Origin of the sequence: Delftia acidovorans SPH-1, assembly GCF_000018665.1 — a bacterium.
GTDB lineage: Bacteria > Pseudomonadota > Gammaproteobacteria > Burkholderiales > Burkholderiaceae_C > Comamonas > Comamonas acidovorans.
The window spans coordinates 4,155,840-4,181,865 of the sequence record NC_010002.1; the positions used below are offsets into that span (position 1 = coordinate 4,155,840).

23 protein-coding genes and 1 riboswitch are annotated in these 26,026 nt (G+C 67.5%); of the genes, 10 read left to right on the plus strand and 13 right to left on the minus strand.

Annotated elements, in window-relative coordinates:
• Positions 1 to 2 precede the first annotated feature (2 nt).
• The gene (locus DACI_RS32140; RefSeq protein ID WP_157059682.1) at positions 3 to 329 is read left to right on the plus strand and encodes a hypothetical protein; all 327 of its coding nucleotides are present in this window, start codon (positions 3 to 5) and stop codon (positions 327 to 329) included.
• Between the two features lie 28 nt (positions 330 to 357).
• Positions 358 to 1,419 carry a biotin synthase BioB gene (gene bioB, locus DACI_RS18990; RefSeq protein ID WP_012205605.1) on the plus strand — a complete coding sequence of 354 codons (1,062 nt, stop codon included), beginning with the start codon at positions 358 to 360 and terminating at the stop codon, positions 1,417 to 1,419.
• A 36-nt stretch (positions 1,420 to 1,455) separates the two neighbouring features.
• Here bioB and DACI_RS18995 read toward each other — a convergent pair whose 3' ends face one another.
• Complete coding sequence (locus DACI_RS18995) at positions 1,456 to 2,607, minus strand: site-specific integrase (protein ID WP_012205606.1); 1,152 nt, start codon at positions 2,605 to 2,607, stop codon at positions 1,456 to 1,458.
• Positions 2,608 to 2,895: 288 nt separating this feature from the next.
• On the opposite strand from DACI_RS18995, the gene DACI_RS19000 reads away from it, so the two are divergent.
• A complete protein-coding gene (locus DACI_RS19000) occupies positions 2,896 to 3,879 on the plus strand; it encodes a DNA-binding protein (RefSeq protein WP_012205607.1) in 984 nt (327 codons plus the stop codon).
• Between the two features lie 21 nt (positions 3,880 to 3,900).
• Here the strand turns inward: DACI_RS19000 and DACI_RS19005 are convergent, their stop codons facing one another.
• Positions 3,901 to 4,602 (minus strand): GntR family transcriptional regulator, encoded by a 702-nt coding sequence (locus DACI_RS19005; protein ID WP_012205608.1) that lies wholly within the window; start codon positions 4,600 to 4,602, stop codon positions 3,901 to 3,903.
• 285 nt (positions 4,603 to 4,887) lie between these two features.
• Between DACI_RS19005 and DACI_RS19010 the strand changes: the two genes are divergently transcribed.
• Positions 4,888 to 6,489, plus strand: a complete 1,602-nt coding sequence (locus DACI_RS19010; RefSeq protein ID WP_012205609.1) for a gamma-glutamyltransferase family protein — start codon at positions 4,888 to 4,890, stop codon at positions 6,487 to 6,489.
• A gap of 84 nt (positions 6,490 to 6,573) precedes the next feature.
• On the opposite strand, the gene DACI_RS19015 is transcribed toward DACI_RS19010, so the two are convergent.
• Positions 6,574 to 7,242, minus strand: coding sequence for a GntR family transcriptional regulator (locus DACI_RS19015; protein WP_012205610.1), 669 nt, complete (start codon positions 7,240 to 7,242; stop codon positions 6,574 to 6,576).
• 268 nt (positions 7,243 to 7,510) lie between these two features.
• On the opposite strand from DACI_RS19015, the gene DACI_RS19020 reads away from it, so the two are divergent.
• Positions 7,511 to 8,503 (plus strand): Bug family tripartite tricarboxylate transporter substrate binding protein, encoded by a 993-nt coding sequence (locus DACI_RS19020; protein WP_043783529.1) that lies wholly within the window; start codon positions 7,511 to 7,513, stop codon positions 8,501 to 8,503.
• 68 nt (positions 8,504 to 8,571) lie between these two features.
• On the opposite strand, the gene DACI_RS19025 is transcribed toward DACI_RS19020, so the two are convergent.
• Both DACI_RS19025 and DACI_RS19030 read right to left on the minus strand, forming a co-directional pair.
• The gene (locus DACI_RS19025) at positions 8,572 to 10,404 is read right to left on the minus strand and encodes a methyl-accepting chemotaxis protein (RefSeq protein ID WP_012205612.1); all 1,833 of its coding nucleotides are present in this window, start codon (positions 10,402 to 10,404) and stop codon (positions 8,572 to 8,574) included.
• Between the two features lie 135 nt (positions 10,405 to 10,539).
• Positions 10,540 to 11,865 carry a serine hydrolase domain-containing protein gene (locus DACI_RS19030; RefSeq protein WP_192812291.1) on the minus strand — a complete coding sequence of 442 codons (1,326 nt, stop codon included), beginning with the start codon at positions 11,863 to 11,865 and terminating at the stop codon, positions 10,540 to 10,542.
• A 166-nt stretch (positions 11,866 to 12,031) separates the two neighbouring features.
• Between DACI_RS19030 and DACI_RS19035 the strand changes: the two genes are divergently transcribed.
• Positions 12,032 to 12,958 carry a LysR family transcriptional regulator gene (locus tag DACI_RS19035; RefSeq protein ID WP_179217879.1) on the plus strand — a complete coding sequence of 309 codons (927 nt, stop codon included), beginning with the start codon at positions 12,032 to 12,034 and terminating at the stop codon, positions 12,956 to 12,958.
• Between the two features lie 4 nt (positions 12,959 to 12,962).
• Here DACI_RS19035 and DACI_RS19040 read toward each other — a convergent pair whose 3' ends face one another.
• The 8 genes from DACI_RS19040 to DACI_RS19075 all read right to left on the minus strand — a co-directional run bounded on the left by DACI_RS19040 (position 12,963) and on the right by DACI_RS19075 (position 21,364).
• The gene (locus DACI_RS19040; RefSeq protein ID WP_225970956.1) at positions 12,963 to 13,745 is read right to left on the minus strand and encodes a (2Fe-2S) ferredoxin domain-containing protein; all 783 of its coding nucleotides are present in this window, start codon (positions 13,743 to 13,745) and stop codon (positions 12,963 to 12,965) included.
• Positions 13,732 to 14,520 carry an ABC transporter ATP-binding protein gene (locus DACI_RS19045; RefSeq protein ID WP_012205616.1) on the minus strand — a complete coding sequence of 263 codons (789 nt, stop codon included), beginning with the start codon at positions 14,518 to 14,520 and terminating at the stop codon, positions 13,732 to 13,734. Before DACI_RS19045 ends, DACI_RS19040 begins: the two co-directional genes overlap by 14 nt.
• Complete coding sequence (locus DACI_RS19050; RefSeq protein WP_012205617.1) at positions 14,517 to 15,602, minus strand: FecCD family ABC transporter permease; 1,086 nt, start codon at positions 15,600 to 15,602, stop codon at positions 14,517 to 14,519. The genes DACI_RS19045 and DACI_RS19050 overlap by 4 nt, the downstream gene beginning before the upstream one ends.
• Entirely contained in the window at positions 15,589 to 16,641 is a 1,053-nt protein-coding gene (locus tag DACI_RS19055; protein WP_012205618.1) for an ABC transporter substrate-binding protein, read from the minus strand. Before DACI_RS19055 ends, DACI_RS19050 begins: the two co-directional genes overlap by 14 nt.
• Positions 16,641 to 18,803, minus strand: coding sequence for a TonB-dependent receptor (locus DACI_RS19060; protein ID WP_012205619.1), 2,163 nt, complete (start codon positions 18,801 to 18,803; stop codon positions 16,641 to 16,643). The genes DACI_RS19055 and DACI_RS19060 overlap by 1 nt, the downstream gene beginning before the upstream one ends.
• Positions 18,804 to 18,924: 121 nt before the next feature.
• Positions 18,925 to 19,243: riboswitch (cobalamin riboswitch) on the minus strand.
• Between the two features lie 12 nt (positions 19,244 to 19,255).
• Positions 19,256 to 19,951: a 2OG-Fe(II) oxygenase gene (locus DACI_RS19065; protein ID WP_043781969.1), complete on the minus strand. Its 696-nt coding sequence runs from the start codon at positions 19,949 to 19,951 to the stop codon at positions 19,256 to 19,258.
• An 18-nt stretch (positions 19,952 to 19,969) separates the two neighbouring features.
• Positions 19,970 to 20,620 (minus strand): DNA oxidative demethylase AlkB, encoded by a 651-nt coding sequence (gene alkB / locus DACI_RS19070; RefSeq protein ID WP_043781971.1) that lies wholly within the window; start codon positions 20,618 to 20,620, stop codon positions 19,970 to 19,972.
• Between the two features lie 12 nt (positions 20,621 to 20,632).
• On the minus strand, positions 20,633 to 21,364 hold the full coding sequence (locus tag DACI_RS19075) for a 2OG-Fe(II) oxygenase (RefSeq protein WP_043781974.1): 732 nt from the start codon (positions 21,362 to 21,364) through the stop codon (positions 20,633 to 20,635).
• 241 nt (positions 21,365 to 21,605) lie between these two features.
• Between DACI_RS19075 and DACI_RS32585 the strand changes: the two genes are divergently transcribed.
• From DACI_RS32585 to DACI_RS19090, 4 genes are all read left to right on the plus strand, one after another.
• Positions 21,606 to 21,758: a hypothetical protein gene (locus tag DACI_RS32585; RefSeq protein ID WP_225970959.1), complete on the plus strand. Its 153-nt coding sequence runs from the start codon at positions 21,606 to 21,608 to the stop codon at positions 21,756 to 21,758.
• A gap of 76 nt (positions 21,759 to 21,834) precedes the next feature.
• Complete coding sequence (locus DACI_RS19080) at positions 21,835 to 22,416, plus strand: hypothetical protein (protein ID WP_012205623.1); 582 nt, start codon at positions 21,835 to 21,837, stop codon at positions 22,414 to 22,416.
• A gap of 147 nt (positions 22,417 to 22,563) precedes the next feature.
• Positions 22,564 to 23,814, plus strand: a complete 1,251-nt coding sequence (locus tag DACI_RS19085; RefSeq protein WP_012205624.1) for a hypothetical protein — start codon at positions 22,564 to 22,566, stop codon at positions 23,812 to 23,814.
• On the plus strand, positions 23,811 to 26,009 hold the full coding sequence (locus DACI_RS19090; RefSeq protein ID WP_012205625.1) for an AAA family ATPase: 2,199 nt from the start codon (positions 23,811 to 23,813) through the stop codon (positions 26,007 to 26,009). The genes DACI_RS19085 and DACI_RS19090 overlap by 4 nt, the downstream gene beginning before the upstream one ends.
• The last annotated feature ends 17 nt before the right edge of the window (positions 26,010 to 26,026 follow it).

A 26,026-nucleotide genomic window follows, 5' to 3' on the forward strand; every position in this document is an offset into this window, starting at 1 on the left:
CCGTGGCAATGAAAACCGCCGTGGCGACGACGGCGGGCACCCATTGTGGTCGTTTTGGAGAGGCATCTGGCAGGTATTGGGAATCAAGGCCGGCGCCCGCTTGCACATCTTTTTCGGCCTGCATCGGACAATTGAGCGATGTTGGCCGCCAATGGCTGCGCGCTTGCAGCATGAAGCATGCAGGCAGAAAAACTTCTGCCAAAACGCCGCGAACATCGCTCAAAAATAAGCGAAGTTCGCTCTTTTTGCAGGCCATGAAAATAGAGCAACTATTTTTGCCAAGGAGCCGGCTTTTTCATTCCCAAGGCTTTTTTTGCTCATCAGAATGAAAAAAGCAGACCCACAGAGGAGTTTTTGATGACCGCCTGCAGCACCACCCCAACGACTTCCGCCACCTCCGCACAGCCTGCGGCCGGCAGCCCATTGCAATGGCACGCACGCCCCTCCAAAAGCGACACGCTGCCGTTTGAAGGCGCCTGGAGCGTGCAGGCCATCCAGGAACTGCTGGACAAGCCCTTCATGGACCTGATGTTCCAGGCCCAGAGCGTGCACCGCGAGCACTGGCCTGCGGGCGACATCGAGCTGGCCACGCTGCTGTCGGTCAAGACGGGCGGATGCCCGGAGAACTGTGGCTACTGCCCACAGGCGGCCGAGTTCGATACCGGCGTCAAGGCGGAAAAGCTCATGAGCGTGGACGAAGTCACGCGGGCCGCCCAGGCCGCCAAGGACGCGGGCGCCACGCGCTTTTGCATGGGCGCGGCCTGGCGCGCGCCCAAGGACCGCGACATCGAGAAGATGAACGAGCTGATCGGCGCCGTGAAGGGTCTGGGCATGCAGACCTGCGCCACGCTGGGCATGCTCCAGCCACATCAGGCGCAGTCGCTGCGCGAAGCGGGCCTGGACTACTACAACCACAACCTGGACACCGCGCCCGAGTACTACCAGGACGTGGTCAGCACGCGCCAGTACCAGGATCGCCTGGACACGCTCAAGGCCGTGCGCGGCGCGGGCATCAGCGTGTGCTGCGGCGGCATCATCGGCATGGGCGAGGCGCCTGTGCACCGCGCGGGCCTGATCGCCCAGCTGGCCAATCTCAACCCCCATCCCGAATCCGTGCCCATCAACAGCCTGGTGCGCGTGCCCGGCACGCCGCTGGCGGACAGCGAGCCTGTCGATCCGCTGGACTTCGTGCGCGTGATCGCGGTGGCGCGCATCACCATGCCCACGGCGCGCGTGCGCCTGTCGGCGGGCCGGCAGCAACTGGGCGACGCCGTGCAGGCCCTGTGCTTCATGGCTGGCGCCAATTCCATCTTCTACGGGGACAAGCTGCTGGTCACCGGCAACCCCGATGTGGAAGCCGACACCACGCTGCTGCGCAAGCTGGGCCTGAGCGGCACGCGGACCTCGGTACAGGAGTGAGCTTTTTGAGCTTTTGAGCTCTTTTGAGCCAGCGGCTCAGGACTGCGGCCGGCCGCTGCCTTGCACGGCGGCGGCCGCATCGTCGTCGCCGGCATCGAGCAGCCGGGCCGCACGGTTGCTCAACGCGGAATCCGCACGGAAATAGCCCAGCACCGTATTGACGCTGCTGTGCCCCGTCAGCGCCATGGTGTCGGGCAGGGGCACGTTCTGGCGCCCGGCCTCGGTCACAAAGCCCGAGCGCAGGGAATGCGCCGAAAAATCTCCTTCCACGCCCGCCAGCGCGCAGCGCTGCTTCACGATGTCGCGCACGGCCGCCGGCGACAGGGGCTCGCCCACATGGCCGCCCTTGCGGATGCGCCGGAAGATCGGCCCTTCCTGTATGGCGGCGGCACGCAGCCAATCGGCCAGCGCCTGGGCCGCGCGCCCGGTCACGGGCTTGTGGTTCTCGGGCACATCCCGCCCGGACTGGTTGGTCTTGGAGTGCGCCAGCGTGTAGATGAATTCCTGCGGCCCCACGGCGCGCAGGTGGCGCATGTCGGCCCCGGCCACCTCCGAGCGGCGGCGCCCGCCGCTGGACCAGGCGAACAGCAGCAGGGCGCGGTCACGGCGGCCGCGCAGGCTGTCATCGCAGGTCTGCAGCAATTGCTCCAGCAGGTCGCGCGTCAGCGCATCCTTTTTGGCCGGCTGCTCGCCGCGCCGCGCATAGGCCTTGCGCGTGCGCGACATCAGCTCGCGCACCGCGCCGTCCTGGCAAGGATTGGCCAAACCGTGCACCTGATGGGCCTTGGAAAGCACCGCCATGCGGTGCACCAGCGTGTTGTGCGACAGGGGGCCTTCGCGGGCCTTGTATCCGGCCTCGACCAGGGCGCGGTCCATGTGCGCCGGCATTTCACTGGCCAGGCCCGCGCCGGTCTGCCGCTGGGCGTGGTCGATGATGAACTGCAGCACGCAGGCCACATCCAGCGGCAGCTGCATCTGCCGCTCAAAGCGCAGCGCATGCCAGGCGGCCCAGTAGCGCATCGCACTCTGGTAGCTGTTTCTGGTGTTGGTGGATTCGCCCTCGCGCAGCAACTCGCGCACGGCCTGCTGGGAGGCAGGCTCCAGCCCAGCGGAGGGCAGGGTGCTGCCTTGCTTTGTGTCTTCCAGAGGCTGGTCTTGGGGAATCAGCGAAGAGGGGCCGTTGCGCATCCGTGGATTGTCGCTCGGCGCAACATGGCTGCCCGCCGCGGAGCCTGCGGCCATGCAGGCCATGCAGGCCATGCAGGCCATGCAGGCCATGCAAAGTTCAGTTTCCAAGCTTTCCAGAGGCTGCAGCGGCTTTTTGCCTGGGCAAAGCCGTGTAATGTGCGTATCCATACTGTATGAAAATTTCATATGTAATATTTAATACATGGCACATATGATGTATTACGCAATATTAAAATAAGTCACGATAACAATCACTTATCGTTGGTAATCTGGAAAATAGTTCACGATATGCAGAAAACATCCACCCGCGGCGTGCAGGAAGCCGATGTCTGGGCCGCGGCAGACGCCTTGATCGCCCAGGGCTTGCGGCCGACCATCGAGCGCGTGCGCCAGCAAATCGGCCGAGGCTCGCCAAATACCGTCAGCCCGATGCTGGAGACCTGGTTTGCCACCCTGGGCCAGCGCCTGGGCGTGGCGGCAGGGCAGGGCGAGCGGCTGCCCTCGTCGGTGCCCGATCCCGTTCAGCGCCTGGCGCAGCAACTGTGGGACGCTGCCCAGGAAGCCGCCATGGAGGCCGCCCGCGCCGCGCTGCAATCGCGCGAGGAAGCGGCGCAGGCCACGCAGGCCGAGCTGCAGGAGCAGCAAGAGCAAATGGCGCGGCGCGAGGCGTCCATGCAGGCGCAGAAAGAGGCCATGGACCAGGCCCTGCAAGTGGCCCAGGCGCAGTCACAGGACTTGTCGCGCCGGCTGGACGAAATGCAGCAGCAGCTGCAGGACCGCGACGAGCGTCTGGAGGAAATGCGCGATGCGCTGGCCGAAGCGGCCCGCCAGCGCGAGGCGCTGCAGCAAAAGCATGGCGAGGAAATGCAGTCTGCTGCGCTGGAACGCCAGCGCATGGCCGAGCAATACGCAGGCAATGAGCGCCACATGCTCAACGAAGTGGACCGTGCACGCCAGGAACTGGCGGCTGCGCGCAAGACAGCCACCGAGCAGGAGCGCAAGGCAACGACTCGCCTTGCAGAGCTGCAAGGCCGCTATGAAAAGAGTGAGGAGGAGCAGTTGAGCCTGCACTCCCAGCTGCAGACCGCCCAGAATGCGGCCGCCCTGGCGCAGGAGCGTGCGGCGGACCTGCGCAGCCTGCTGGAGGCGCAGCAGCGATTGGCCGCTGGCGGTGCCTTGCCGGATGCCGGCACGGGGCTTTCGCTGGGCCGGCGCGGCAGCCTGTCCGCGGCGCGCCGCTCCATGACGCGCCTCAAGGACAGAAGAGGCTAGGGCGTATCGCCCAGGCCAAGGTCAGGCCTTGGCGCGCGATTTGCCTTGGGGCGGCCGATGTCTGCGCATGGCCTGCGTGATGCTGTCTACCGTTCCACGCACATGCGCGCGCACTTCGCGCTCCAGCCGATCAGGGTCACCGGCCTGCAGGCTGGCCACCAGTTGCTGGTGGTGCTCCTGCAACTTCGGCGAGGGCTCGTTGTTTTCCAGCCAGATCCGCATCAGCGGCTCGACCACCGAATGCAGGGCCGAGATCTGCTCGCACAGGCGCGGGGCTGCGCTGATGCGGCAAAAGCGCTCGTGAAAGCGCCGGTGCACCGTGATCCATTCCGACTGGTCACTCTCGCAACGCTTCATTTTCAAAAGCAGGTCCTGCAGGTCGTCCACATCCGCCTGGGTGCAGCGCCTGGCGGCCATGGCTGCGGCCAGGCCTTCGAGCACGGCACGCATCTCGAAAACCTCGATGACCTCGCTCTCGGAAAGCTCCCGCACGATCGCGCCCCGGTTCGGCGGCATGACCAACAGGCCTTCCGCAGTCAGCCGGCGCAAGGCCTCGCGGACCGGCATGCGGCTCATGCCGATGGAGTTGGCAATGTCATCGGCCACCAGCCTGTCGCCCGGCTTCAGCAGCCCCATGCGGATGCCATGAGAGAGGTGTTGGTAGGCCTCTTCGTGGGCACTGGTCTGTGCCGCATCGGGCGAGGGGGTGGCAAGTGGCGGCATGGTGATGGTTCTGGGGTGGGCGGAGCCCGGTCGTCATTCTAGGTTTGGCTGTCAGGGTCCAGGGCGCACTCTGATGGTGCATTGTGTACGGCCAATCCAGGCATGGTGATTGCTTGGGTATCTTTGGAAAAATTGGATACAAAGATATCAGGATACGGTAATCTCGAGGCTGCCATCGCGCCCTGCGTCGATGGCGGTCCGCTGCAAGCAGCGTTGGCAGCCCCCCGGCCCCCCAATTCATTGCCCGAAATCCAAGTCCCAGCAACACAAGGAAGAAGAACCGTTATGCGTAATTTCCAGAATCCTGGCCGTTCCGTCGTCATGTCCACGCACGGCATGGCGGCAACCTCGCACCCGGCCGCCACCCAGGCCGCTGTTCGCGTCCTGGAGGCCGGCGGCACCGCCATGGATGCCGCCGTCGCGGCCTGTGCGGTCCAGTGCGTGGTGGAGCCTGGCTCCACCGGCATTGGAGGAGACTGCTTTGCGCTGTACAGCGAGAAGGGCTCCGACCGGATCACGGCCTACAACGGCGCCGGCTGGGCGCCCCAGGCCACCTCCCTGAAGGCCGTTCTTGCCTCGGGCGAGGAAAAGCAATTGCGCCGCCAGTCGCCCTACGTGGTCACGGTGCCTGGCGCCGTGGACGCCTGGGTCGCCTTGACGGAGCGGTTCGGCCGGCTGCCCATGGGCCGCCTTCTGGAAGATGCCATCCGCTTCGCCGAGCAAGGCTATGCCGTGGCGCCGCGCGCCGGCACCGACTGGGCCATGCACACGCAACTGCTGGCCGCCACCACTGCGCGCGACATCATGCTGGTCGATGGCCAGGCACCGGCCATCGGATCGGTTCACCGCCAGCCGCAGTTGGGCGCCACCTTGCGCAAAATCGCCGAGCAGGGCCGCGCCGGCTTCTACGAGGGAGAGGTCGCGCAGGACATCGTCTCCTATCTGCGCAGCCTCGGTGGCGTGCACACGCTTGAGGACTTCTCCACCTATCGTGGCGAGTTCGTGCAGCCGGTCAAGAGCAGGTTCCGAGACCATGTGGTGCACGAGTGCCCGCCTCCGGGCCAAGGCATCATTGCCCTGCTGCTGCTGAACATTCTGCAGGGCCTGGAGCCGGGCACGGACCCGCTCTCGCCCGAGCGGCTGAAGGCCGAGATCGATGCCACGCGCATGGCCTACCGGGTGCGGGATGCGCTGCTGGCCGATCCGCGCTTTGCCGATGTGGACGTCGACTATCTGCTGTCGCAGGAGCTGGCCGCCCAGCTGCGCAACGGCGAGTTCCCGGAGCATTTCAAGACCCCGGCGACCAATGCGGCAGCGGAGCACAAGGACACGGTCTACATCTCGGTGGTGGACAAGGATCGCAACTGCGCCAGCTTCATCAACTCGATCTTCCACCCCTTCGGCTCCGGCCTGATGGCGCCCAAATCAGGCGTGCTGCTGCACAACCGGGGCCAGAGCTTTGAACTGGCTGAGAGCCACCCCAATTGCATCGGGCCCGGCAAACGGCCCCTGCACACCATCATCCCCGGCATGACCACGAAGGATGGCCGCGTGGAGCTGGTGTTCGGCGTGATGGGCGGCCACTACCAGGCCATGGGCCATGCGCACTTTCTGTCCAAGGTGATCGACTACGGCTGCGATATCCAGGCTGCCAGCGATCTGCCCCGGCTGTTCCCCATTCCCGGCACCGACAAGGTCGAGGTTGAAAGCACCTTGCCGCAGCATGTCGCGCAGGCGTTGGAGCAGCAGGGCTACCAGTTGGTGGCGCCCGGCTATCCTGCCATCGGCGGCGCCCAGGCCATCCGGGTGGATTGGGACAACGGTGTGCTGCACGGCGCATCCGACCACCGCAAGGACGGCTGCGCCATGGGCGCCAACCGCTCCTGACGGACGGCAGCCTGCGCGCTGGCTCCAGGCTTCGTGACAGCGAAGGGGCCGGCGCGGCTTTCAGTGCGGATTTCAGCGCAGATTTCAGTCGGCCTGGTTCGCCTGGAGGATGCCTGGAAGCGTGCGCAGGATGTGGGCGCGCATCAGGGCCTCCACCTTTGCGCCATCCCTGGCCTTCAATGCGCCTATGAGTTCTTCGTGCCTGTCGTGCACGTAGTCCGTCGATGGCTTGCCCTCCAGCCACACCCGCATCAGGGGCTCGGAGACTGAGTGCAGGGACGCGATCTGCCGCATCAGCTGGGGAGCGTCGGCAATGGTGCACAGGCGCTCGTGGAACTGGCGGTGCGCCGTGATCCATTCCGATGCATTCAGGCCGCTGCGGTGCATGCGCTGCAGCAACTGCTCCAGATCGTGGATGTCATTGGTGGTCACGTTCTCGGCCGCCAGGGTGGCTGCCAGGCCCTCCAGCACCGAACGCATGGCGAACACCTCGCGCACCTCTTTTTCGGTCAGCACCCGGACCACCGAGCCACGGTTGGGGCGGTTGACGATCAGCCCTTCCGTGGCAAGGCGGTTCAGCGCCTCGCGCACGGGCATGCGGCTGGTGCCAATTTCGGCCGCGATGTCATCCGGTGCCAGCCGCATGCCCGGGCGCAGTTCGCCCGTGCGTATGCCGCGCTTGATGTGTTGGTAGGCCTCTTCCTGTGCCGTGGCATGGACAGTGTCAAACGAGGCGCGTCGGTCGGTCAGCATGGTTTATCCGGTGTCTTTCGCCCAGGGCAGGGGCCCGCCGATTCTACGGGGACCTGCCTGCGCCTCCCGGGACCCCGTTTGTGCCGGTTTTCACGCAGCCATGCCTGTGCAGGTGATGGCAAGAGGCGGTTTTCCCTAGAGCTGGTTCGATTATTGCTTGCTAGTCTTCTGCATGATTGGATACAAATATCTAAATATCTATGCATTTTCCCCATGGCAGCCGGAACCTGTTCCTTCGCCATGCCTGCTCTCCAACCTGATGAAGACCATGCCCCTCCAAACGCTCCGCACTCCCCTGGCCACGGCCCTGCTGTCCGCCCTGGCCCTTGTTGCATCCGCTCAAGCCTCTGCCCAGGGGGCCGGCGCCTGGCCCAGCAAGCCCATTCGCATCGTCGTCCCCTTTCAGGCCGGGTCCGCCACGGATCTTTTGAGCCGGCAAGTGGGGGCCGGGCTGAGCACTTCATTGGGGCAGCCCGTGCTGGTGGAAAACAAGCCGGGTGCCGCCGCCATGATCGGCAGCGACACCGCGGCCCGGGCCCCGGGCGACGGCTACACCCTGCTGATGAGCGGGCCGGCCTCCATGGTCACCAACCGTTTTCTCTACAAGAAGCTGAGCTACAACCCGGACGCCTTCGAGAAGGTGGCCATCGTGGCGGTCACGCCCAATGTGCTGCTGGCGAACCCGTCCCTGCCGTTCAGTACGCTGGCTGAGATGGTGGCCTATGCCAAGGCAAACCCCGGCAAGCTGACCTATGCCTCATTCGGGGCCGGCACGACCTCGCACATGGCTGGCGAGTTCCTGCGCCAGGCCGCCGGCATCGACATAGTGCATGTGCCCTACAAGGGTGCGGCCGAGGCCATCCCGGCCTTGATATCGGGCCAGGTCTCCCTGTACTTCGACACCATCATGACCGCCTTGCCCCAGGTGAAGGCCGGCAAGCTGCGCGCCCTGGGCGTATCGACCGCAAGCCGCGCCGCCATGGCCCCGGACATCCCGACGATTGCCGAACAAGGCTATCCGGGCTTTGACATCGCCCCGTGGTACGGCATCGTGGCCAGCCACGGCACGCCGCCGGCCGTGGTCTCCCGGCTCAACACCGAGATCAACAAGCTGCTGAACACCCCTGAGTTCCGCGAGCGCCTGGTGGCCACCGGCGCCGAAGCCCGTGGCGGCAGCGTTGCCGACTTCGAGGCCTTCGTCAAAACCGAGGTCCCCCGCACGGAGAAGCTGGTGCGGCAGGCCGCAATCGCGCTGCAGTAACCGGACCGGCGCCGCCGGGGCAGGGCGGTGGGGCACGGCGGTGGGTTGCCTGCCGTGCGGTGCCGATTTCACCTATGCAGGGCGATGCTTCTGGACCGGGATGATTCGCTGTCCAGCCGAAAGCCTGCCACCACGTCCGCCAGTTGCGCGGCCTGCTGCTGCAGCGACTGCGCCGCGGCCGTGGCCTCTTCGACCAGGGCCGCGTTCTGCTGGGTGGACTGGTCCATCTGGCTGACGGCGGTCCCGATTTCGGCAATGCCCGTGCTCTGTTCCTGGCTGGCATTGCTGATCTCGGTGACGATGGCGGTCACGCGCTGCACGCTTTCCACCACCTTGCCCATGGTGGCGCCCGCGTCCTGCACCAGGCGGCTGCCGGCATCGACCTGGCCCACGGAGTCGTCGATCAGCGCCTTGATTTCCTTGGCGGCCGTGGCGCTGCGCTGGGCCAGCGTGCGCACCTCGGAGGCCACCACGGCAAAGCCCCGGCCCTGCTCACCGGCACGGGCCGCTTCCACGGCGGCGTTCAGCGCCAGGATGTTGGTCTGGAAGGCAATGGAGTCGATCACGCCGATGATGTCGGCAATGCGGTGCGAGGACTGCTCGATGCCGCCCATGGTGCGAACCACCTGGTCCACCACGGTGCCGCCATGCGTGGCGATGTCCGAGGCGCTGCTGGCCAGCTGGCGCGCCTGGCGCGCATTCTCGGCGTTGTGCTGCACGGTGGCAGTGAGCTGCTCCATGGCGGCAGCCGTTTCCTCCAGCGAACTGGCCTGCTGCTCGGTGCGTGCCGACAGATCCTGGTTGCCGCTGGCGATTTCGGTGGAAGCATGGCGCACGGTCTCGGACGATTCCCGGATGCGCACCAGCACCGAGGCGATCTTGTCGGTGAAGTGGTTGAACGCGCGTGCGATCTGCGTCAGTTCGTCGTTGCCTTGCACCGACAGGCGGCGCGTGAGATCGCCGTCACCCGAGGCGATGTCTTCCAGCGCATCGCGCACCACGGCCAGCCGGCGCGTGACGCGGGCGATGACGGCGCCCAGCAGCGCAATCGCCAGGATCAGCGAAATGGCAACGATGGCGCCCGACACCTTGAGCAGCGAACCCAGCGCGGACAGCGCCTCGTCGCGCTGCACGGCCACCACCAGTTGCCAGTTCGTGCCGGGCACGCCCTGGCCGTAGAGCAGGAAGTCCTTGCCGCCGACGGCCGTGCGCATGCCGGAGTCCGCCTTGGGCAGGGCCTGGATTGCGTCGGCACGCAACTGGGGCGAGAGCGCGGAGACGGGCTTGAGCGTGAGTGCCGGATCGGGGTGGGTGACGATGGCGCCCGCCTCATCCACCAAGAAGGCAAAGCTGCCCGGCGTGGGCCGGATGGCGCCCACGGTGCGCACCACGGTGGTGAGCAGCACGTCGGTGCCGACCACGGCGACGGGATTGCCGGCAGGGCCCACGGGCTCGGCAAAGGTCACGCCCACTTCGGGCGGAGAGACAAACAGATAGGGCGCCGTCACGATGGGGCGGCCTTCCTTGAGCGCCTGCCTGAACCAGGGGCGGGCCGTCACGTCGTAGTCGGCAGCCATCTCGTTGAGGAAGAACATGCGCTTGTCGGTGTAGCCGAAGTAGGCATCCGAGAAGCCGCCGCCGTCGCGCAGAGCCTGGACCACGGCACGCGGCTCCGGCGTATCGACCGCCTGCGCCAGGGTATGGGTCAGCAGGCGCTTGGTCGCCACCCATTCGCCCAGTACCTGGGCCTGGGCGTTCACGAGCTGGCGGCTCTGGTCGTCGAGGGTGGACAGCACATGGCGCTGCACCGTGAGGAAGTTGGCAATGGCCAGGGCCAGCATGGCCACGGTGACGATGGCCACGCTGAGCGCGATGAGTCGCGCACGCAGGGACTGGAACATAGAAGAATTACTTATTGCAAGAAGATGCTACATACGTTAGCAAATTTTCTTGACAATACGCATTCTTGCAGACGGTGCCCCCTGGCCGCCGAAGCCTATGCGGGAAATTCGCGCCCCTTCAGCGCTTCAGCACTGTCAGCGTTCCCCCGCCAGCAGCCTGCCCAGCGCCTCGTAGGCGGGCAGCGAGGTCGGGTCATTGGCCGCATTGCCAGCCACCGGGTGGGAGGCGAAGCGCGCAATCACCATCTGTGCCTTGGGATCGATGTAGACGGTCTGGCCATGCACGCCGCGTGCGGCGAAGGCGCCATGGGCGTTGTGCGTGACCCACCACATGTTGCGGTAGGTCCAGCCCGGCAGCAGCTTGTAGCCGGCCTTGGCAAAGGCCGCCGCATCGCCGCCCCGGCGGATATCGTCCACGGCCGCTGCGGGAATGATCTGCTGGCCGTTGAACTGGCCCCGGTTGCGCAGCATCTCGCCAAAGCGCGCCAGGTCTCGCAGGCCCAGGTTCAGACCGCCGCCTGCAAAGGGCGTGCCCGTGGAGTCCACCGACATGTAGGCATCCTGCTCGGCGCCCAGGCGGCTCCAGATGCGCTCGGACAGCAGATCGGCCACCGATTGGCCGCTCACGCGCGCCAGCACCCAGCCCAGCGCATCGGTGTTGGCCGTGCGGTAGCCGAAGGCCTTGCCGTGCACGCCTTCGGGCTTCACGGTCTGCAGGAATTCGTAGTAGCTGCGCGGCCCGGTGTAGTCCTTGGCCTTGGGCAGCGGGTTGCCGGCCGCTGCATGCGCCCAGACCTCGGCCTGCGGGTCCGCATAGTCTTCGCTGAAGCGTATGCCCGTGGTCATGTCCATGAGTTGGCGCACCGTGGCGTTGCCGAAGGCCGAGGCCGCCAGCTCGGGCACGTACTCCGACACGCGGCGCGAGGGGTCGAGCTGCCCCTCGGCAGCCAGCATGGCCGCCAGCGTCCCGACGAAGGACTTGGTCACCGACATGGCGCCGTGCTGGCCTTCGGGCTTGAGCACGCCGAAGTAGCGCTCATAGATCACGCGGCCTTTGTGCAGCACCACGATGCCGTCGGTGTAGTTGGCCTTGAGCGAATCGCGCCAGGTCATGGACTGGCTGGCCCCCAATGGCGTGAAGCGCAGCTCGTCGATGTCTTCGCGCAACGCCTGGGCCAGCGGCGCTGCAGGCGCCAGGCCGCGCGACACATTCACCGTGGGCATGAGCTGGCGAAAGTGCGAGACGCTCCAGCGCATGGCGGGAAACTGGAAATAGGAGCCGTCGTCGAAGCGCAGCATGCGGTCCGGCGGTGGCGGCGAGCCCACCATCCAGCCCAGCTTTGCGGGGTCGCTGGCATCGGCATCGGGATAGGAGGGGGTCTTGGCTGCGGTGACCCCTGCCGTGGCTGTGGCGAACACAAGGCTGCCAGCCAGGGCACCGGCGAAATGTTTGAGCTGCATGGCGGCAACCATACTACGGTTGCCGCGGCGCCAAGATCCGCTGCCAAAGGATGGAAGCCGGCTTCCATCCCAGGCCCTGCGCCCAGTTGGCGCAAGCACGACAAATGGCTTTCTCGTTGGACTAAGCTTCAAATAGTTTTTGAAAATCAAAGCCTGGCGAATGCCCATGAAAAGCCTGCAAGACCTGGATATCTTCGTGCGCACCGCAGACAGCGGCAGCCTCTCGGCCACTGCGCGTGCCCTGGACCTGACCCCGGCTGCGGCCAGCGCAGCGCTCAAGCGGCTGGAGGCAGAGCTGGGCGTGACCCTGTTCGTGCGCTCCACGCGCAGCCTGCGGCTCACGCAGGAGGGCGAGCTGTTTCTGGAGCACTGCCGCCCCGCGCTGGCCGGCCTGCGCCAGGTGCGCGACCAGCTGGCTGGCGGCCAGGCCGCTTTGCGCGGCACGCTGCAACTGGCCGCCCCCTCCGACCTGGGCCGCAACGTGCTCATGCCCTGGCTGGACGAGTTCCAGAGCCAGCATGCAGGCGTGGATCTGCGCCTGCACCTGTCCGACCGCGCTGCCAATGTCTACAGCGAGCCTGTGGACGCGGCTTTTCGCTATGGCAGGCCGCAGGATTCCAGCCTGGTGGCCTTGCCGCTGTCGGACACGCACCGCCGCGTGCTCTGCGCCGCGCCTTCCTATCTGCAGGAACGCGGCGCACCCGCCACCCCCCACGACCTGGCCGGCCATGACTGCCTATGCTTCATGCTGGGCGAGGAAGTGCACGACCGCTGGAGCTTCTGGCCGGCAGGGCAGGGGGCTGCCGTACCTGAGCCCGTCCATGTCCGGGTGCGCGGCCGCAATGTGGCCAATGACGGAGATGCCGTGCGACGCTGGGCCGTGGCCGGGCGGGGGATTGCCTACAAATCGTATTTCGACGTGGCCGAGGACCTGGCCCGGGGCCGCCTTCTTGCGCTGTGCACCGACTGGACGACCGAGTGCGTGCCGCTGTTCCTGGTCGCCCCCAGTCGCAGGCAGTTCACGCCGCTGGTGCGTGCGTTGCGGGATTTTGTGGCGGTGAGGCTGGCCGAGCTGGAGGCGGCACAGCCCTGAGACATCACGAAGCCTGCGTTCCCAGCTCCACAGGCCCGTGCACATGGTGCTCCGCACAAACCTGCCGCGAGAGCACATGAGCCTCCACCACCTCGGCCGCATTCCCGGCTGTCAGCCGCCCGTACCAGACACCATCCGGATAGACGATGGCCAGCGGACCATGGTTGCAGGGGTACTGGCAGCTGGTCTGCAGCAGGCGCAGCCTGGCACGCAGTTCGCTGCTGGCCTGCACGGCCTCGCCCAGGCTTTGCCAGACGGCCACGGCGCCCAGGGCGGTGCAGCGCGGTCCCGTGCAGACCAGGGCGTGGTGCTGGTGGTCCGGCACCTGGGACCAGGCCTGGGGATCGTGCTGCCATTGGTCGCCAGCGGCTTCGGCCACGTCCGGGTTCTGCAGGGCCTGCCTGATCTGCGGCAGCAGCAGCGCGGGCATGGCGGCAGCGCCCAGCAGATGGTCGGCAAACCGCACCTGCACGCCCTGGTCCGGCAACTGCGAGCGCCAGCGCATGGCCAGCTTGTGCAGCCAGCGCAGCAGGGCAGGCTCGTCGGGCGAGAAAAGGGGCAGCACGACGATGGAGCGCGCCGGCAGGCATTGCTGCAGCGCCTCGGGCAGCGAGGGTGCGGCCTTGTCCACGAAGGATGTGACGACCTTGCAGGCCGGCTCCAGCGTCTGGCGCAAGGCATCGGCCAGTTCGATCAGGCTTTGACGCGAGGCTGCGCCCGTGCCGCCGCGGCCCAGCACGATCACGGCGTCGGGCCCGGGCGGAATGGATGTTTCAGAGGAGTTCATCGGGAATGAAGCTGATGCGCAGCCGGCCGGTGGCGGCATGGATGTCCACCTCGGCAGCCACGCCGTAGACCTGGCCGATGGTGGTAGGGGTCAGCACCTGCGCCGGTGTGCCATGGGCAACGATGCGGCCTTGTTCCATGAGATAGAGACGGTCGCAGTAGTGGGCGGCGATGTTGAGGTCGTGCAGGGCGACGATGCTGCTGATCTGCAGGCGCCGGACCAGTGACATCAACTCCAGCTGATGGCGTATGTCCAGGTGGTTGGTGGGCTCGTCCAGCAGCATCAGCCGAGGCTGCTGGGCCAGCGCGCGGGCCACGAGAACGCGCTGCTTCTCGCCGCCGGACAGGCTGGAGAAACGCCGCTCCTCCAGCGCCAGGGCGTTCACCTGGGCCAGCGCCTGGCGCATGCAGGCGAGGTCTTCGGCGCTGTCGCCAGCCCAGGGGGACTGGTGGGGGATGCGGCCCATCATCACCGCCTCGCGCACGGTGAAGTCAAAGCTCTGCGGCGCCTCCTGCGCCAGGACCGAGACCTGGGCCGCGAACTCGCGCGCCGTCATGTCCCGGATGTCGCGCTGGTCCAGCAGCACGCAGCCTGCGTCGGGCCGCAGCACGCGGTAGAGCATGCGCAGCAGGGTGGATTTGCCGCTGCCGTTGGGGCCGATGAGCCCCACGCATTCGCCGCTGTGCAGGGCGAGGCTGGCCTGGTCCACGATGCGCCGGGCGTCGGCACGCCGGGCATCGGCGCTCCAGCACAGGTCCTGGGCTTGCAGCTTCATGGGCCGCGCCCTCCCTGCACCGGCTGGCGCACCAGCATCCAGACGAAGAAGGGTCCGCCGATCAACGAGGTGATCACGCCCACGGGCAGTTCCATGGGCGCAAAGGCTGTGCGCGCGACAAGATCCACCAGCACCAGCAGCAGGGCGCCGGCCAGGGCGGCCACGGGCAGCACGCGCCGGTGGTCCGTGCCCACCAGCATGCGCGCGGCGTGCGGCACGATCAGCCCCACAAAGCCGATGGCGCCGCTGACCGCCACCATGGTGCCCGTCAGCAACGACACTGCCAGGAACAGTGCGCGCCGCAGCCGTGCCGTGTCCACGCCCAGCGTGGCGGCGGCCTCGTCACCGGCCAGAAGGGCGTTGAGCGGGCGCGTCTGCAGCCCCAGCCAGAGCATTCCCGCAGCCAGCACGGCGGCGGGAATGCCCAGTTCCTCCCACTGCGTGCCGGCCAGGCTGCCCAGCGTCCAGGTCAGCAGGGCATTGGCTAGGTCACGCTGGCCCGATGAAAGGGTGATCAGGCTGGTCACGCCCGCCAGCACATAGCCGATGGCCACGCCGCCCAGGATCAGCCGCGTGGCATGGATGCGGCCCTGGGAGCGCGCCAGCAGGTAGACGGCGACGGTGGCCGCCAGCGCCCCCACAAAGGCCCCGGCCGTGAGGGCGTACATGCCGGCCGAGGCCAGCGCACCGAAGGCCAGCACGGCCACGGCACCCACCGACGCACCAGAGGACACGCCCAGCAGATAGGGATCGGCCAGCGGATTGCGCACCATGGCCTGCATGATGGTGCCCACCACGGCAAGCCCCGCGCCCACCAGGGCCGCCAGCAGCACGCGCGGCATGCGGATCAGCCAGACGATCTGCTGGTGCTGCGGCGTGATGCCCTCCAGCGGCGGCGGCTGCATGCCCAGCACCTGCAGCAGCCGGCTCCAGGCAATGCGCCAGACCGTGCCGGCCGGCATGTCCACGGGCCCCCAGGTGATGGCCAGCGTCATCACCAGCAACAGGGCCGCGAACAGCAGCAGGCACCAGAGGCGGGCGGCGCCCGGGCGCCTGGGCCAGCGGGAGTCAGTTGGCCGCATGGCTGGGCGCCGGCATGCGGTCGGGGTGCAGGGCCTGCGCCAGGGCGCGGGTCCGCGCAATATTGCGCGGGCCGGGCGTGGCCTCGGCATAGGTCATCACGAAAAACCGCTTTTCGCGGATGGCATCGACGCCGGCCAGCTCGGGCTTGGCCAGCAGGAAGTCGATCTTGCCCTGGGCATGGGGCTGGCCGTAGTCGATGATGACGATCCACTGCGGGTTGCGTTGCACCACGTCCTCCCAGTTGCCTGCAGGCCAGTTGCTGGGAATGTCGTCGAAGATGTTGCGCCCGCCCGCTTCCTCGATCATGGCCTGCGGCATGCCGTAGCGGCCCACGGTCACGGGGATGTCCTGGCCGCTGTCGTAGACGAAGACCGAAGGCCGCTGCCGCACGCCCTGCATGCGCTCGCGCAGGTCCTTGAGTTCGCGCTCCAGCCCCTGCGCCAGTTGCTCGGCATGGGCGTCGATGCGGAAGATGCGGCCCAGGTTGCGCAGGTCGGTCAGGCCGTCTTCCAGCGCCACCTGGCTGCGCGGCCCCACGCGGATGCACGATTCGGACAACACATACGAGGCAATGCCGTGGCGTTGCAGCACCTCGGGCGTGACCTGGCCCTGGCGAAAACCGTAGCTCCAGCCTCCGAAGACGAAGTCGGCCGAGGCGCCCAGGATGGCCTCCAGGTTCATCTCGCGCTCGGCCAGCCGGGGCACGCGGGCCAGCTGGGCCTGGAAGGCCGGGTCGATCTGCTTGGCCTGCGTGATGCCGCTGTAGCCCACCAGCCGGTCGCCCAGGCCCAGAAAGAGGAACATCTCGGTGATGTTCACGTCATGGGTCACGGCGCGCAGCGGTGCGCTGGCGTAGGTCACGGGGCTGCCGCAGACATTGACGGTCACGGCCGCCTGCGGTGCGGCAGCCGGTGCCGGCAGTTCACTGGTGGTGCCGGAATCGCTGCGCGAGCAGCCGGCCAGCAGCAGGGTGGCCGCCAGGGCGCCAGCGCACAGGCCGTGGAGACCGTGGAGGCTTTTGGAGCGCGCCATGGCCATCAGAACCGGATATGGGCCGCGATCTCGAAGCGGCGGCCTTGCCCGACCAGGAACTGGCTGCCGTAGCTCGATCCCACATAGACCCTGTCGGCCAGGTTGCGGCCGATCAGGCTCAGGGTGGTGCGCGGGTCCATCTGCCAGCTCAGCGCGGCGTCGGCCACGGTGTAGGCGGGCAGGTTCACGGTATTGGCGTTGTTGCCAAAGCGGTCACCCACGTAGCGCAGGCCCAGCGAGGCCTGCCAGGCGCCCACGCGGTAGTGGCCCCAGAGGTTGGCCGTGGTCTTGGCCACGTTCTGCGGACGGTTGCCTGCGCGGTTGCCGCCAGCCTCGATGAGCTTGTCGAACTGGGCATCCACGTACGACAGATTGCCCTCCACGCGCAGGGCAGGCGTGGCCTGGAAGGCGGCAGTGGCTTGCGCCCCGCGCGAGGACTGGCTGCCGCCCTGGATGGAGATGGCCGGCCGGTCCGGGTCGCGCGTGATGATGTCGTCCTTCTTGATGTCGAACACGGCCAGCGTCCATTCGCCGCGCCCGCCGGCCACCTGCTGCTTGATGCCAATCTCGGCCTGGCGGCCCTTGCTCAGCTTGTAAGCCGTGTTGGCCAGGTTCAGCGACACCAGGCTGTTGACGGGATCGTGTCCCGAGCTGATCTGCCCATAGACATGGGTGTTGCGGGCCAGCTCATAGGTCAGGCCCAGGCGCCAGGAGGTGGCGGCCAGCGTCTTGTCGAAGTCCGTGCCGCCCACCAGCGAGTGGCTGGCAAAGTCGTAGACATCGCGGCGCAGGCCGGCCATGGCCAGCCAGCGGTTGCTGATGCGCCAGGCATCTTCCAGGTACAGGGCATGCTGGGTCACGCCGGTTTCTGTCTTGGCGGCGGTGAGATCGGGGCTGGCCCAGCTGCCATGCACAGGGTCCCAGGCCGAGACCGTGGACGAGCCGCCATAGGGCGAGTTGTTGGACAGCCGCAGGTTGATGCGCGCGGCCTCCCAGCCCATGGCGATCTTGTGCGAGCCCCGGTCCACGTTCAGGCCCAGGCGGTTGCCGGTCTGCTCCAGGTCGTGCAGGATTTCCAGGTAGTCGGAGCGGCCCACGGTCCAGGTGGCGGGGTTGAGCGCGTAGGCCTCGATGTTGCGCCAGTGGCGGTCGGACTTCACGTGGTACAGCTCGTTGCGCACCGTCAGCCAGTCATTGGCCTTCCATTGCACCTTGGCGCGCAGGCGCTCGTCGGCATAGCGCAGCACACTGTCTTCGGCGTTGTAATTGCGGTCGCGCAGCGACTCCACCACCTTGCCGTCCAGGCCCGGCGTGCCCCAGTAGCGGCTGGGCTTTTGCACGCTGCGGTCGGCAATCAGGTCGATCTGCAGGTCGCTCGTGGGCTCCAAGCGCAGCGTGCTCATGAACTTGCCGTTGCGCGACTGGTCCAGATCGCGCTCGCCTGCGCTGCGCGCGGTGTAGCTGTCGATGCGGTAGCTGGCATAGGCGCCCAGGGCGCCGGTCACGCCCAGGCCCAGGCGCAGCGTGTCGTCCGTGCCCGCGCCCACCAGCACCTCGGCCGAGCTGGTGCGGCTGGGCTGCTTGCGGATGGCGTTGACGGTGGCGCCCATGGTGCCGCTGCCATACATCAGCGAGGCCGGTCCACGCAGCACGTCGATGCGCTCGTAGCCCCAGCTGTCACCAGGATAGGCCGTGGTGCCGGCGGCCACGCCCAGCACCATGCCGTCTTCGGCCACGCCCACGGAATTGACCCCCGCAAAGCCGCGGCTGCTGAAGGCCAGGCCGCCGTTGCCCGGCGTGCTGCTGGCCGTCAGGCCCACGGTACGCGTGACGGCGTCCACCAGGGCGTAGTCGCCACGCTCCTGCATCTGCTCGGCAGAAACACCATCCACGCTGGCCGGCACTTCCTGGTTGGAGACGCCGGTATGGCTGGCAGAGCGCGCAGGCTGGGCCAGTTGCTGGCCGATGCGTTCGGCCTGGCCGGTGACCTGGACCTCGGGCAGGGCGGTTGATGGGGGCGTTGGCGTGGGCGTGGGCGTTTGGGTTTGAGCCTGCGCCGGCAGGCAGATGAAGGCGCAGGCCAGGGCCAGCGGGCTCAGCCGCACGGAAAGGGACTGGGCAGCGCGAGCGCTGGAAACCCTGGAAAAGGAAGAATGCATTTCGAACATCGGTCTTCGACCGTCTGATGCGAAAGCAAGGCACTGCCACCTCTCCAGCCAGCGTGGGAGGAAAGGGCGCAGGACGTTGCCATCCGCACCCCGCAGACAGTCAAGAAAACGCCTGCACAGCAGGCGCGAAACGCAGCAGGCCGGTCTCCGGGCTCACAAGCGGCGCAAGGACATGCCTTGCGCCCAGCGCCCCGTCTTCCCAATCCACCCGCGAAAAGCTGCATGTTGCAGACCACGCCATGAACCAGTGACAGCCTGTCATCGCCCCTCCGCAGGGTTGCGGAGACTGGCGGGACAGGCATGGAGCGCCTTGACTTGTTTACCGTTGCGGGGGCAGCCAAGGCCTGTGCCGGCAGCGCAAAAAGCATTTGCTGGCAGTCACCTTGTTCCCGTTTCATCCCCATGGCTGGCATGCGGACACCTGTTGCACGGATGCCTTTGCAGGCGCGGCATTATAGCCAGCGGTCTGTTTGCAGAGCCTTTGGCGCCGAGGGCGCGTCGTGCAAAAGCAGCTCCAGACCCAGCCACTCGCCACGGTGAACGCGGCTGATGGCATGCCGCAGGTGCACGCGGTAAAAGCCCGCAGCACCGCGCACCGGGCGCGGCCCCGTGGCGATGATGGCCGCATCCCCCAGGCCCAGCGGCAGCACCATGGGGCGCGATTGCATGCGCGGGCGCTGCTCGGTCATCACGAATTCGCCGCCCTCGAAATCCTGGCCCGGCCGGGACAGCAGCAGCACCAGCTGCAGCGGAAACACCGCCGCACCTTCGCTGTATGAACGCAGCGGGGCATGACCCGCTTGCGGCACGCGCAGCAGATGTGGCTGCGGCTGCGGCTGCGGCTGCGTCTGGCCTGCTGGCCGGCCCGCACGCATGAAATCCTCGAAGCAGCCTGGCAACCCAGGCTGCATGCCCATGTGTTCACGCCAGCGGTTGGCCAGGGCCAGCAGATGCCCGTACAGCACCGGGCGCCATGCCTGCATGCAGGGCGGCAGGCCAGGCACGGCTGCCGCCTCGCGGGCCAAGGCGCGGCTTTCATCCGCAGTCAGCAGCTGCGGCAGCAGGGCATGGCCTTCGGCATCGAGCTCAGCGGCAATCCGCGCCCAATCCAGGCGGGCGAAGCGATCCTGGCTGTTGAGCCTGTCCATTTCAGACCGTCCAACCATTCAGCCCGCCTTGCGAAAAGTGAGATTGATGCGCCGCCCGCCCAGCAGCGGGTGAGGCTGGTCCTTGAGCGGCAACACGCCGTGGTGGCGCAGCCGATCCACGCCGCCCCAGACCACCACGTCGCCATGCTGCAGCGGCACCCTGGCCGTCCTGTCCGCGCGCGCCAGTCCTCCAAACAGAAACGTGGCCGGCATGCCCAGGGACACCGAGACAATGGGCGCGCCCAGGTCGCGTTCGTCGCGGTCCTGGTGCAGGGAAAGCCGGGTGCCGGGCAGGTACTGGTTGATGAGGCAGGCATCGGGCACAAAGCCATCGAACCCCGCCGCAGCGGCCGCCTCGCCCGCCAGCCGGACAAACACGGCCGGCATGGCCGGCCAGGGCTGGCCGCTGAGTGGATCGATGGCGCTGTAGCGGTAGCCGCGCCTGTCGCTGGTCCAGCCCAGCGCGCCGCAGTTGGTCATGGCCACCGACATGGTGAAGCCGCCCGGCGTGACCAGATGGCGCAGCGGCGCCTGCGCCGCAATGCCTTCGACCGCCTCCAGCAACTGCGCGGCATGGGGCAGGGCATGGCCGCGCAGCACCACGGATTGGGGGCCTATGGATTCGGCCCCGGTGGGATGTTCATCGGCGAAAAGATCCAGCGTGCTCATACCGGCCATCCATCAAAGTGCGTCATGAAAGATCAGCCCCACGGTATGGCGATGGCCGCTGTGGATGCGGCTGACCCCATGGCGCATGGCCACGCGGCGGTAGCCGGTGCGCCGCCCGGGCACGGGCCGGTGGCGCACGGCCAGGACCAGTGCATCGCCCTGGTCCAGTGCCATCACATCGGCCCGCTGCCGGTCGCCGTCGGCCTGGGTGATGACGAACTCGCCACCCGTGAAGTCCCGCCCGGGCCGCGACAGCAGCAGCACCACCTGCAGCGGAAACACATGCTCTCCATAGACATCCTGGTGCAGGCAGTTGTAGTCGCCCACACCGTATTGAAGGATGAGCGGCGTGGGCCGCAACTGGCCCTGCGCGTGGCAGCGCGCCAGGAAGTCCTGCAGCCGGTCCGGATAGCGCACCTCCAGCCCCATGCGCTGGTTCCAGAGATTGGCCACCGGCGCCAGGCGCAGATACAGCTGCTCGCGCAGGCGCTGCAGCAGCGGTGGCAAGGGGTAGTCGAAATATTGGTACTCGCCGCGCCCGAAACCGTGGCGTGCCATGACGATGCGGGAGCGAAAGCCGTCCTCCCTTGCGTAGAGAGCGGCCAGGTCGCGGCACTGCTGCGCATCCAGCAGGCCGCGCAGGCGCGCGCAGCCTTGCTCATCGAGCTGGTGCTCCATCTGCGTCCAGTGGCAGGGCGGGGCGGATTCGCAAGCTTCGTTGTCGAAAAGACCGAGGTTGTGCATGGCGGGCGGGGTTTGCGGTATGGGCGCGGTTGGCGGTATGGGCGGGGTTGGCGGTATGGGCGCTGTGGGCAATTGCCGCAGTCTAGGGCTCCGCCGCAGCGCCTGCATCCCGCTTCTTGCAGTGGACAGAATGTCAACCGGTGGGAGCGCTTGCCAGCCGCCTGCTGGACAGGCCTGGGAGGGCCGGCTGGCGGCTGCAATTGAACAATCGCGGCATTCCTGCAAACGCCTCAGGCCCGCCATGTCCAGCAACGTCCATCACCTCTATCTTTTCTTCGATACGCCCCTGCAGCTGCGCCGCGTGCAGCTGATCTGCCAGTACCTGGCCCGGCAGTACTGGGAGCAGGCCGAGCGCTGGATCCCCCGCCCTGGACCGGTCCGCGCTGTGGGATGACGACTGGGCCAATGCCAGCGCCCTGGGCCATCCCCAGCACCTGGAGCTGGGCTTTGACACCCGCACCACGGCCGGCATGCCCTGGCGATTGCTGGAGACGCTGTTCCAGCACGGGCTGCAGGCGGCGGTGCTGCATGTCTTCTACGACCAGGTGGGCGAGAGCGAGCGCTACCACTTCGATGCCGGCCAATGGGTCAGCCACCACGCCTGGCTGTCCCGTTACCCGGAGCGCCAGGTGCTGGTCGATACGGATGGCGAGGTCTATCCGCAGCCCGGCCAGGAAGAGGGCGCCGACGGCACCGCCCTCACCAATCCGGCCCAGCCCATGACCATCACCCGGCTGCGCGAGCGGGACCAGGAGCGTGACCGCCAGGCCCAGGAATCCGTGCAGGCCCTGCTGGACACCATGGCCAGCCTGCGCAAAAGCGGCGTATCGCCCGTGCAGGGCATCGTGGGGCTGTTCATGCTGCGGGCCGGCTTTCGCGGGCTGTGCGAGGCCGTGGCCTTTACCGTCATTGCGGCCCTGGCCTTCAGAGGCAAGGGACTGTGGCTCTGGCTGGCTTTGGGATTGGTGCTGGCGGTAGTGCTGCCTCTGTACCGCATGGCCGGCGCGCGACGGGAGTTTGCGGGGCAGGGCGGCGGGGATGCCGCATCCTGAGACAATCCGCGCTCGGCAAAATGAAACAAATTGCACAAGACCCGCTGAATCCCAGGAGAGGGTGAACAGGATGAGGATACGAACCATGGCCCCGGCAGGATGGATCTGCGCCAGCAGGCGCTGTTTTCCTGAGCGGAGCCGTCGCTGATGCAGCCCACCGCCATTGAACAGGGTGCTGCCGTGGCACCAGGCGTTCACGAGGATTTCGGCCATTTGCTGGGGCTGTACATGCGCCGCATCCGCGCCAGCGCCTCGGGCGTGGCCACCGAGATCGGGCTGAGCCGGGAAGCCGTCAACAACTGGAGGAATGGGGTTTCCCTGCCAAATCCGCGCTCGCGCGACCGGCTGGCCGCCTGCGCCCAGTACCTGCGCCTGACGGAGGCGGAGACCAATCGCCTGTTCTCTGCTGCTGGCTTTGCCACGGAGTTTCCGCTGCAGGCCGCCGCCGCCGGCGCCCAGCCTTTTGCAGGCTTCATGGACCGGCTTTTCGCCCAGTTGGCCCAGGCCAGGCCCTATGCCATCACCATGCTGCTGTCGCCCGCGCACTGGGGGCAGCCCCCGTTTCGCCAGGAACTGCTGCTGCGCGCCCGCGCCCAATATGGCGCCGAGGCGGTGTTGCACATCCAGCCGCCCTACAGCGTGAGCACGGCTGCGGCCGACTACTTTGCGGCCCTGGGCCGGCAATGCGGGCTGGGCGAAGTAGGATCGGACTACGAATTCGAGGCCCTGCTGGAAAAGCGCCTGCTGGCCGGCGGCCGGCTGTTTTGCCTGGTCAGCCGCTTCGAGCAGGGCACGGCGCAGCTGCGCGAGACACTGGCCGGCATCCTGCGCAGCCTCAGCGAAATGCACAGCGGCCGCCTGCACCTGCTGCTGTGCGGCAGCGAGGCCCTGGCCGACCTCAAGTACCGCAGCGGTGATCTGTCGCTGCTCAACATCGGCCAGGTGGCCCACTGGCCCGATCCCACGCTGGAAGACCTGGTCCTGATGGCGCGCCAGCGCTGGCCCGGCACGGCCTGGCCGGCCGAGGTCATCGAGGCATTGCAGGCGCTGACGGGCGGGCATCCCGCGCTTTTCGAGGAAGCGCTGCAATGGCTGGTGGAGCAGGGCGTGGGCGTCGCTTCCGTGCACTCGCCCCTGCTGCGCGCCCATCTGGTGGCCAGCGCGCGCCTGTGGCAGACCTTGCTGCCCCTGGCGCAGGAACCTGCCACGCGCGAGCAACTGCGCGGGCTGGTGGATGCGGCATCGCTGGGCCGTGCACGCCCCTATCTGCAGGATGCCGTGCTGCGGCGCCTGTTCTGGGGCAATCTGCTGCAGGTGCGCGGAGCAGGCGAGGGCGCCCATCTGCACTGGCGCTGCGACATTGCCCGCGAAGCCGCCGTGGCGGTACTGCAGGCATGAGCGGCCTGGGCCGGCTTGTGCAACTGCCGAGATCCTGGTGGCGCGCCGCGCTGCTCGCCTTGGTCACGCTGTTCATCGGCACGGCCATCCTGCTGCCCCGCTACAACCCCGTCACCCGCAGCAGCCTGCAGGGCGCGGAAAGCTCGGGCCGGGTGTGGAACGAGATCATCCTGTGGCGCCTGGCCCTGATGGATCATGTGCGCCAGCATGAAAGCTGGCCGCAGGACCTGGCCAGCGTGGCGCCGGACATTGCCGAACCACGCGTGCGCATGAGCTCGCCCAGTCCATTCGTGCTGCAGGCGGACGTGGTGCGCGACAGCCAGATGGGCGTGCTCGCCGGAACCCAGGTCCTGCTGCAACTGGACAGGCAACGCTGGGACTGGAGCTGCCAGGGCGGCCTGCCTCCGACTCCGCCGCGCTACCTGCCGCTGAACTGCAGCCCCTCGCCGGGCCAGCCCGAGCATGAACCCTTTGGATGGCTGCGCAGCGTCATCTGGACCAGCGCACTGGTCTTTGGCTGCCTGGCCCTGCTGTGGCTGGTGCGCCATCCGCTGATAGGCCCGGCACAGCTCAAGCCCGAGCGCCTGCGCCGCAAGCCCTACCAGCATCTGCCCCAACTGGACCGGTTGCTGCGGCTCACAGGCCGCCGTTCCGCCGTCCTGCGCGCTGCAGGCATACGCCCGCCGGATTGGCAGCGCGCCCTGCGCCTTGCCGGCGCAAGCCCAGGCGCCCGCGTGCGGGCCCTGGCCGAACGCCTGTCCGCCGCCTGCAAACCGGCGCAAGGCGAGTGGCCCGTGCCCGGCGACATGTTCGAGTGGACACTGCCGCCCGAGCTGCCCATCGCCCTGGGTCGCTGCTTGGTCTATGCACCCCCAGCGGAGCTGGAAGAGGGCGAACTCGTGCGCCAGCTGCGCCTGCTGCAAACCGGCGGCGATGTGGTGCTCATCGTGAGCCCGCACCATCCACAGTCGCCCATGCCGCTGCTGCAGCGCCATGCCCAGGAGCGCGCCAACCTGCACGTGCTGCTGGACAGCCCGGGGCAGACCGAATGGCTGCTTTGCGGCGCTCCAGACCAGGTGCTGCTGCGGCTGCTGGCCACGCAGTTGCAGGTCACGCGCATATCGCCCTACCAGACGCGCGGCGGCGTGACGCGCGAGGACGTTTTCTTTGGCCGCGAGCGCCTGCTGGCCCGCGTGCTCAACCGCGAGCCGGCCAACTACCTGGTCGTGGGAGGACGCCAGCTCGGCAAAAGCAGCCTGCTCAAGGCCGTGCAGCGGCGGCTGCAGGAGCATCCGGCCATCGCCTGCCACTACATCTCGCTGCGCGACCACCGCCTCACGCCGCGCCTGGCCACGCAGTTCGGGCTTCCCGTGGAAACACCGCTGGAGGCCATCATCGAACACCTGCAAAAGCAGTCGCAGGGCAGGCGGCTGTACCTGCTGATCGACGAGGCCGACCTGTTCTTCCGCGACGAAGCCCGCAATGGCTACCCCCAGCTCAGCGCCTTGCGTGCGCTGAGCGAGGAGGGCCGTTGCTGGTTCATGCTGGCGGGATTCTGGGATCTGTACGCGGCAGCGCTGCTCGACTACCAGTCGCCGCTGCGCAACTTCGGCGAAATCCTGGCCATTGGGGGATTGGAGCCAGCGGCATGCCACGCCCTGGCCACCGAACCGCTGCGCAGGCTGCGCCTGGGCTTTGCCAACGACGCTCTGGCCGAGCGGCTGATAGAGGCCAGCGGCAGGCGCGCCAACCTGGTCGCCATCCTCTGCCAGGAATGCCTGGAAGCCCTGGGACCCGACGAACGCGTCATCGAAGAACGCCACCTGCGCCAGGCCATGGCATCCCAGCCTGTGCAGGACGCGCTGGTGGGATGGGGCCGCTTGAGCACCGACGAACAGGCCTGCCGCCTGGACCGCATCGCCGTCTATCACACGGCCCAGCAAGGACAGACCAGCCTGACCGCACTCGACGCCCTGGTCCAGTCCCACGGCGCCACCGGCCAGGCCCAGGCCCTGCGCCGGTCCCTGGCGCGCCTGCAACTGGCCTACGTCCTGCGCCGCGATGAAACCCACGGCGTGCACGATGCAAGCTACGTCTTCACCATCCCGCTGCTGCAGCGCCAGTTCGAGCCACAGGAAACCGCGCTTTTGCTGAAGCAGGAGCTTGAAGGCCTGGAAACCGTCTTGAACAGCTGAAAACGAAGCAGGCAAGG

Bases quoted from the DNA above. Each gene is read 5' to 3' on its own strand.
- DACI_RS19080 (WP_012205623.1), top strand. From the start codon at position 21,835: ATGCCCTGGCGATTGCTGGAGACGCTGTTCCAGCACGGGCTGCAGGCG.
- alkB (WP_043781971.1), bottom strand. From the start codon at position 20,620: ATGAGCACGCTGGATCTTTTCGCCGATGAACATCCCACCGGGGCCGAA.
- bioB (WP_012205605.1), top strand. From the start codon at position 358: ATGACCGCCTGCAGCACCACCCCAACGACTTCCGCCACCTCCGCACAG.
- DACI_RS19085 (WP_012205624.1), top strand. From the start codon at position 22,564: ATGCAGCCCACCGCCATTGAACAGGGTGCTGCCGTGGCACCAGGCGTT.
- DACI_RS19040 (WP_225970956.1), bottom strand. From the start codon at position 13,745: ATGAACTCCTCTGAAACATCCATTCCGCCCGGGCCCGACGCCGTGATC.
- DACI_RS19000 (WP_012205607.1), top strand. From the start codon at position 2,896: ATGCAGAAAACATCCACCCGCGGCGTGCAGGAAGCCGATGTCTGGGCC.
- DACI_RS19050 (WP_012205617.1), bottom strand. From the start codon at position 15,602: ATGCGGCCAACTGACTCCCGCTGGCCCAGGCGCCCGGGCGCCGCCCGC.
- DACI_RS19035 (WP_179217879.1), top strand. From the start codon at position 12,032: ATGAAAAGCCTGCAAGACCTGGATATCTTCGTGCGCACCGCAGACAGC.
- DACI_RS19025 (WP_012205612.1), bottom strand. From the start codon at position 10,404: ATGTTCCAGTCCCTGCGTGCGCGACTCATCGCGCTCAGCGTGGCCATC.
- DACI_RS19015 (WP_012205610.1), bottom strand. From the start codon at position 7,242: ATGCTGACCGACCGACGCGCCTCGTTTGACACTGTCCATGCCACGGCA.
- DACI_RS19065 (WP_043781969.1), bottom strand. From the start codon at position 19,951: ATGGACAGGCTCAACAGCCAGGATCGCTTCGCCCGCCTGGATTGGGCG.
- DACI_RS18995 (WP_012205606.1), bottom strand. From the start codon at position 2,607: ATGCGCAACGGCCCCTCTTCGCTGATTCCCCAAGACCAGCCTCTGGAA.
- DACI_RS19060 (WP_012205619.1), bottom strand. From the start codon at position 18,803: ATGTTCGAAATGCATTCTTCCTTTTCCAGGGTTTCCAGCGCTCGCGCT.
- DACI_RS32585 (WP_225970959.1), top strand. From the start codon at position 21,606: ATGTCCAGCAACGTCCATCACCTCTATCTTTTCTTCGATACGCCCCTG.
- DACI_RS19005 (WP_012205608.1), bottom strand. From the start codon at position 4,602: ATGCCGCCACTTGCCACCCCCTCGCCCGATGCGGCACAGACCAGTGCC.
- DACI_RS19045 (WP_012205616.1), bottom strand. From the start codon at position 14,520: ATGAAGCTGCAAGCCCAGGACCTGTGCTGGAGCGCCGATGCCCGGCGT.
- DACI_RS19090 (WP_012205625.1), top strand. From the start codon at position 23,811: ATGAGCGGCCTGGGCCGGCTTGTGCAACTGCCGAGATCCTGGTGGCGC.
- DACI_RS19030 (WP_192812291.1), bottom strand. From the start codon at position 11,865: ATGCAGCTCAAACATTTCGCCGGTGCCCTGGCTGGCAGCCTTGTGTTC.
- DACI_RS19075 (WP_043781974.1), bottom strand. From the start codon at position 21,364: ATGCACAACCTCGGTCTTTTCGACAACGAAGCTTGCGAATCCGCCCCG.
- DACI_RS19020 (WP_043783529.1), top strand. From the start codon at position 7,511: ATGCCCCTCCAAACGCTCCGCACTCCCCTGGCCACGGCCCTGCTGTCC.
- DACI_RS19055 (WP_012205618.1), bottom strand. From the start codon at position 16,641: ATGGCCATGGCGCGCTCCAAAAGCCTCCACGGTCTCCACGGCCTGTGC.
- DACI_RS19010 (WP_012205609.1), top strand. From the start codon at position 4,888: ATGCGTAATTTCCAGAATCCTGGCCGTTCCGTCGTCATGTCCACGCAC.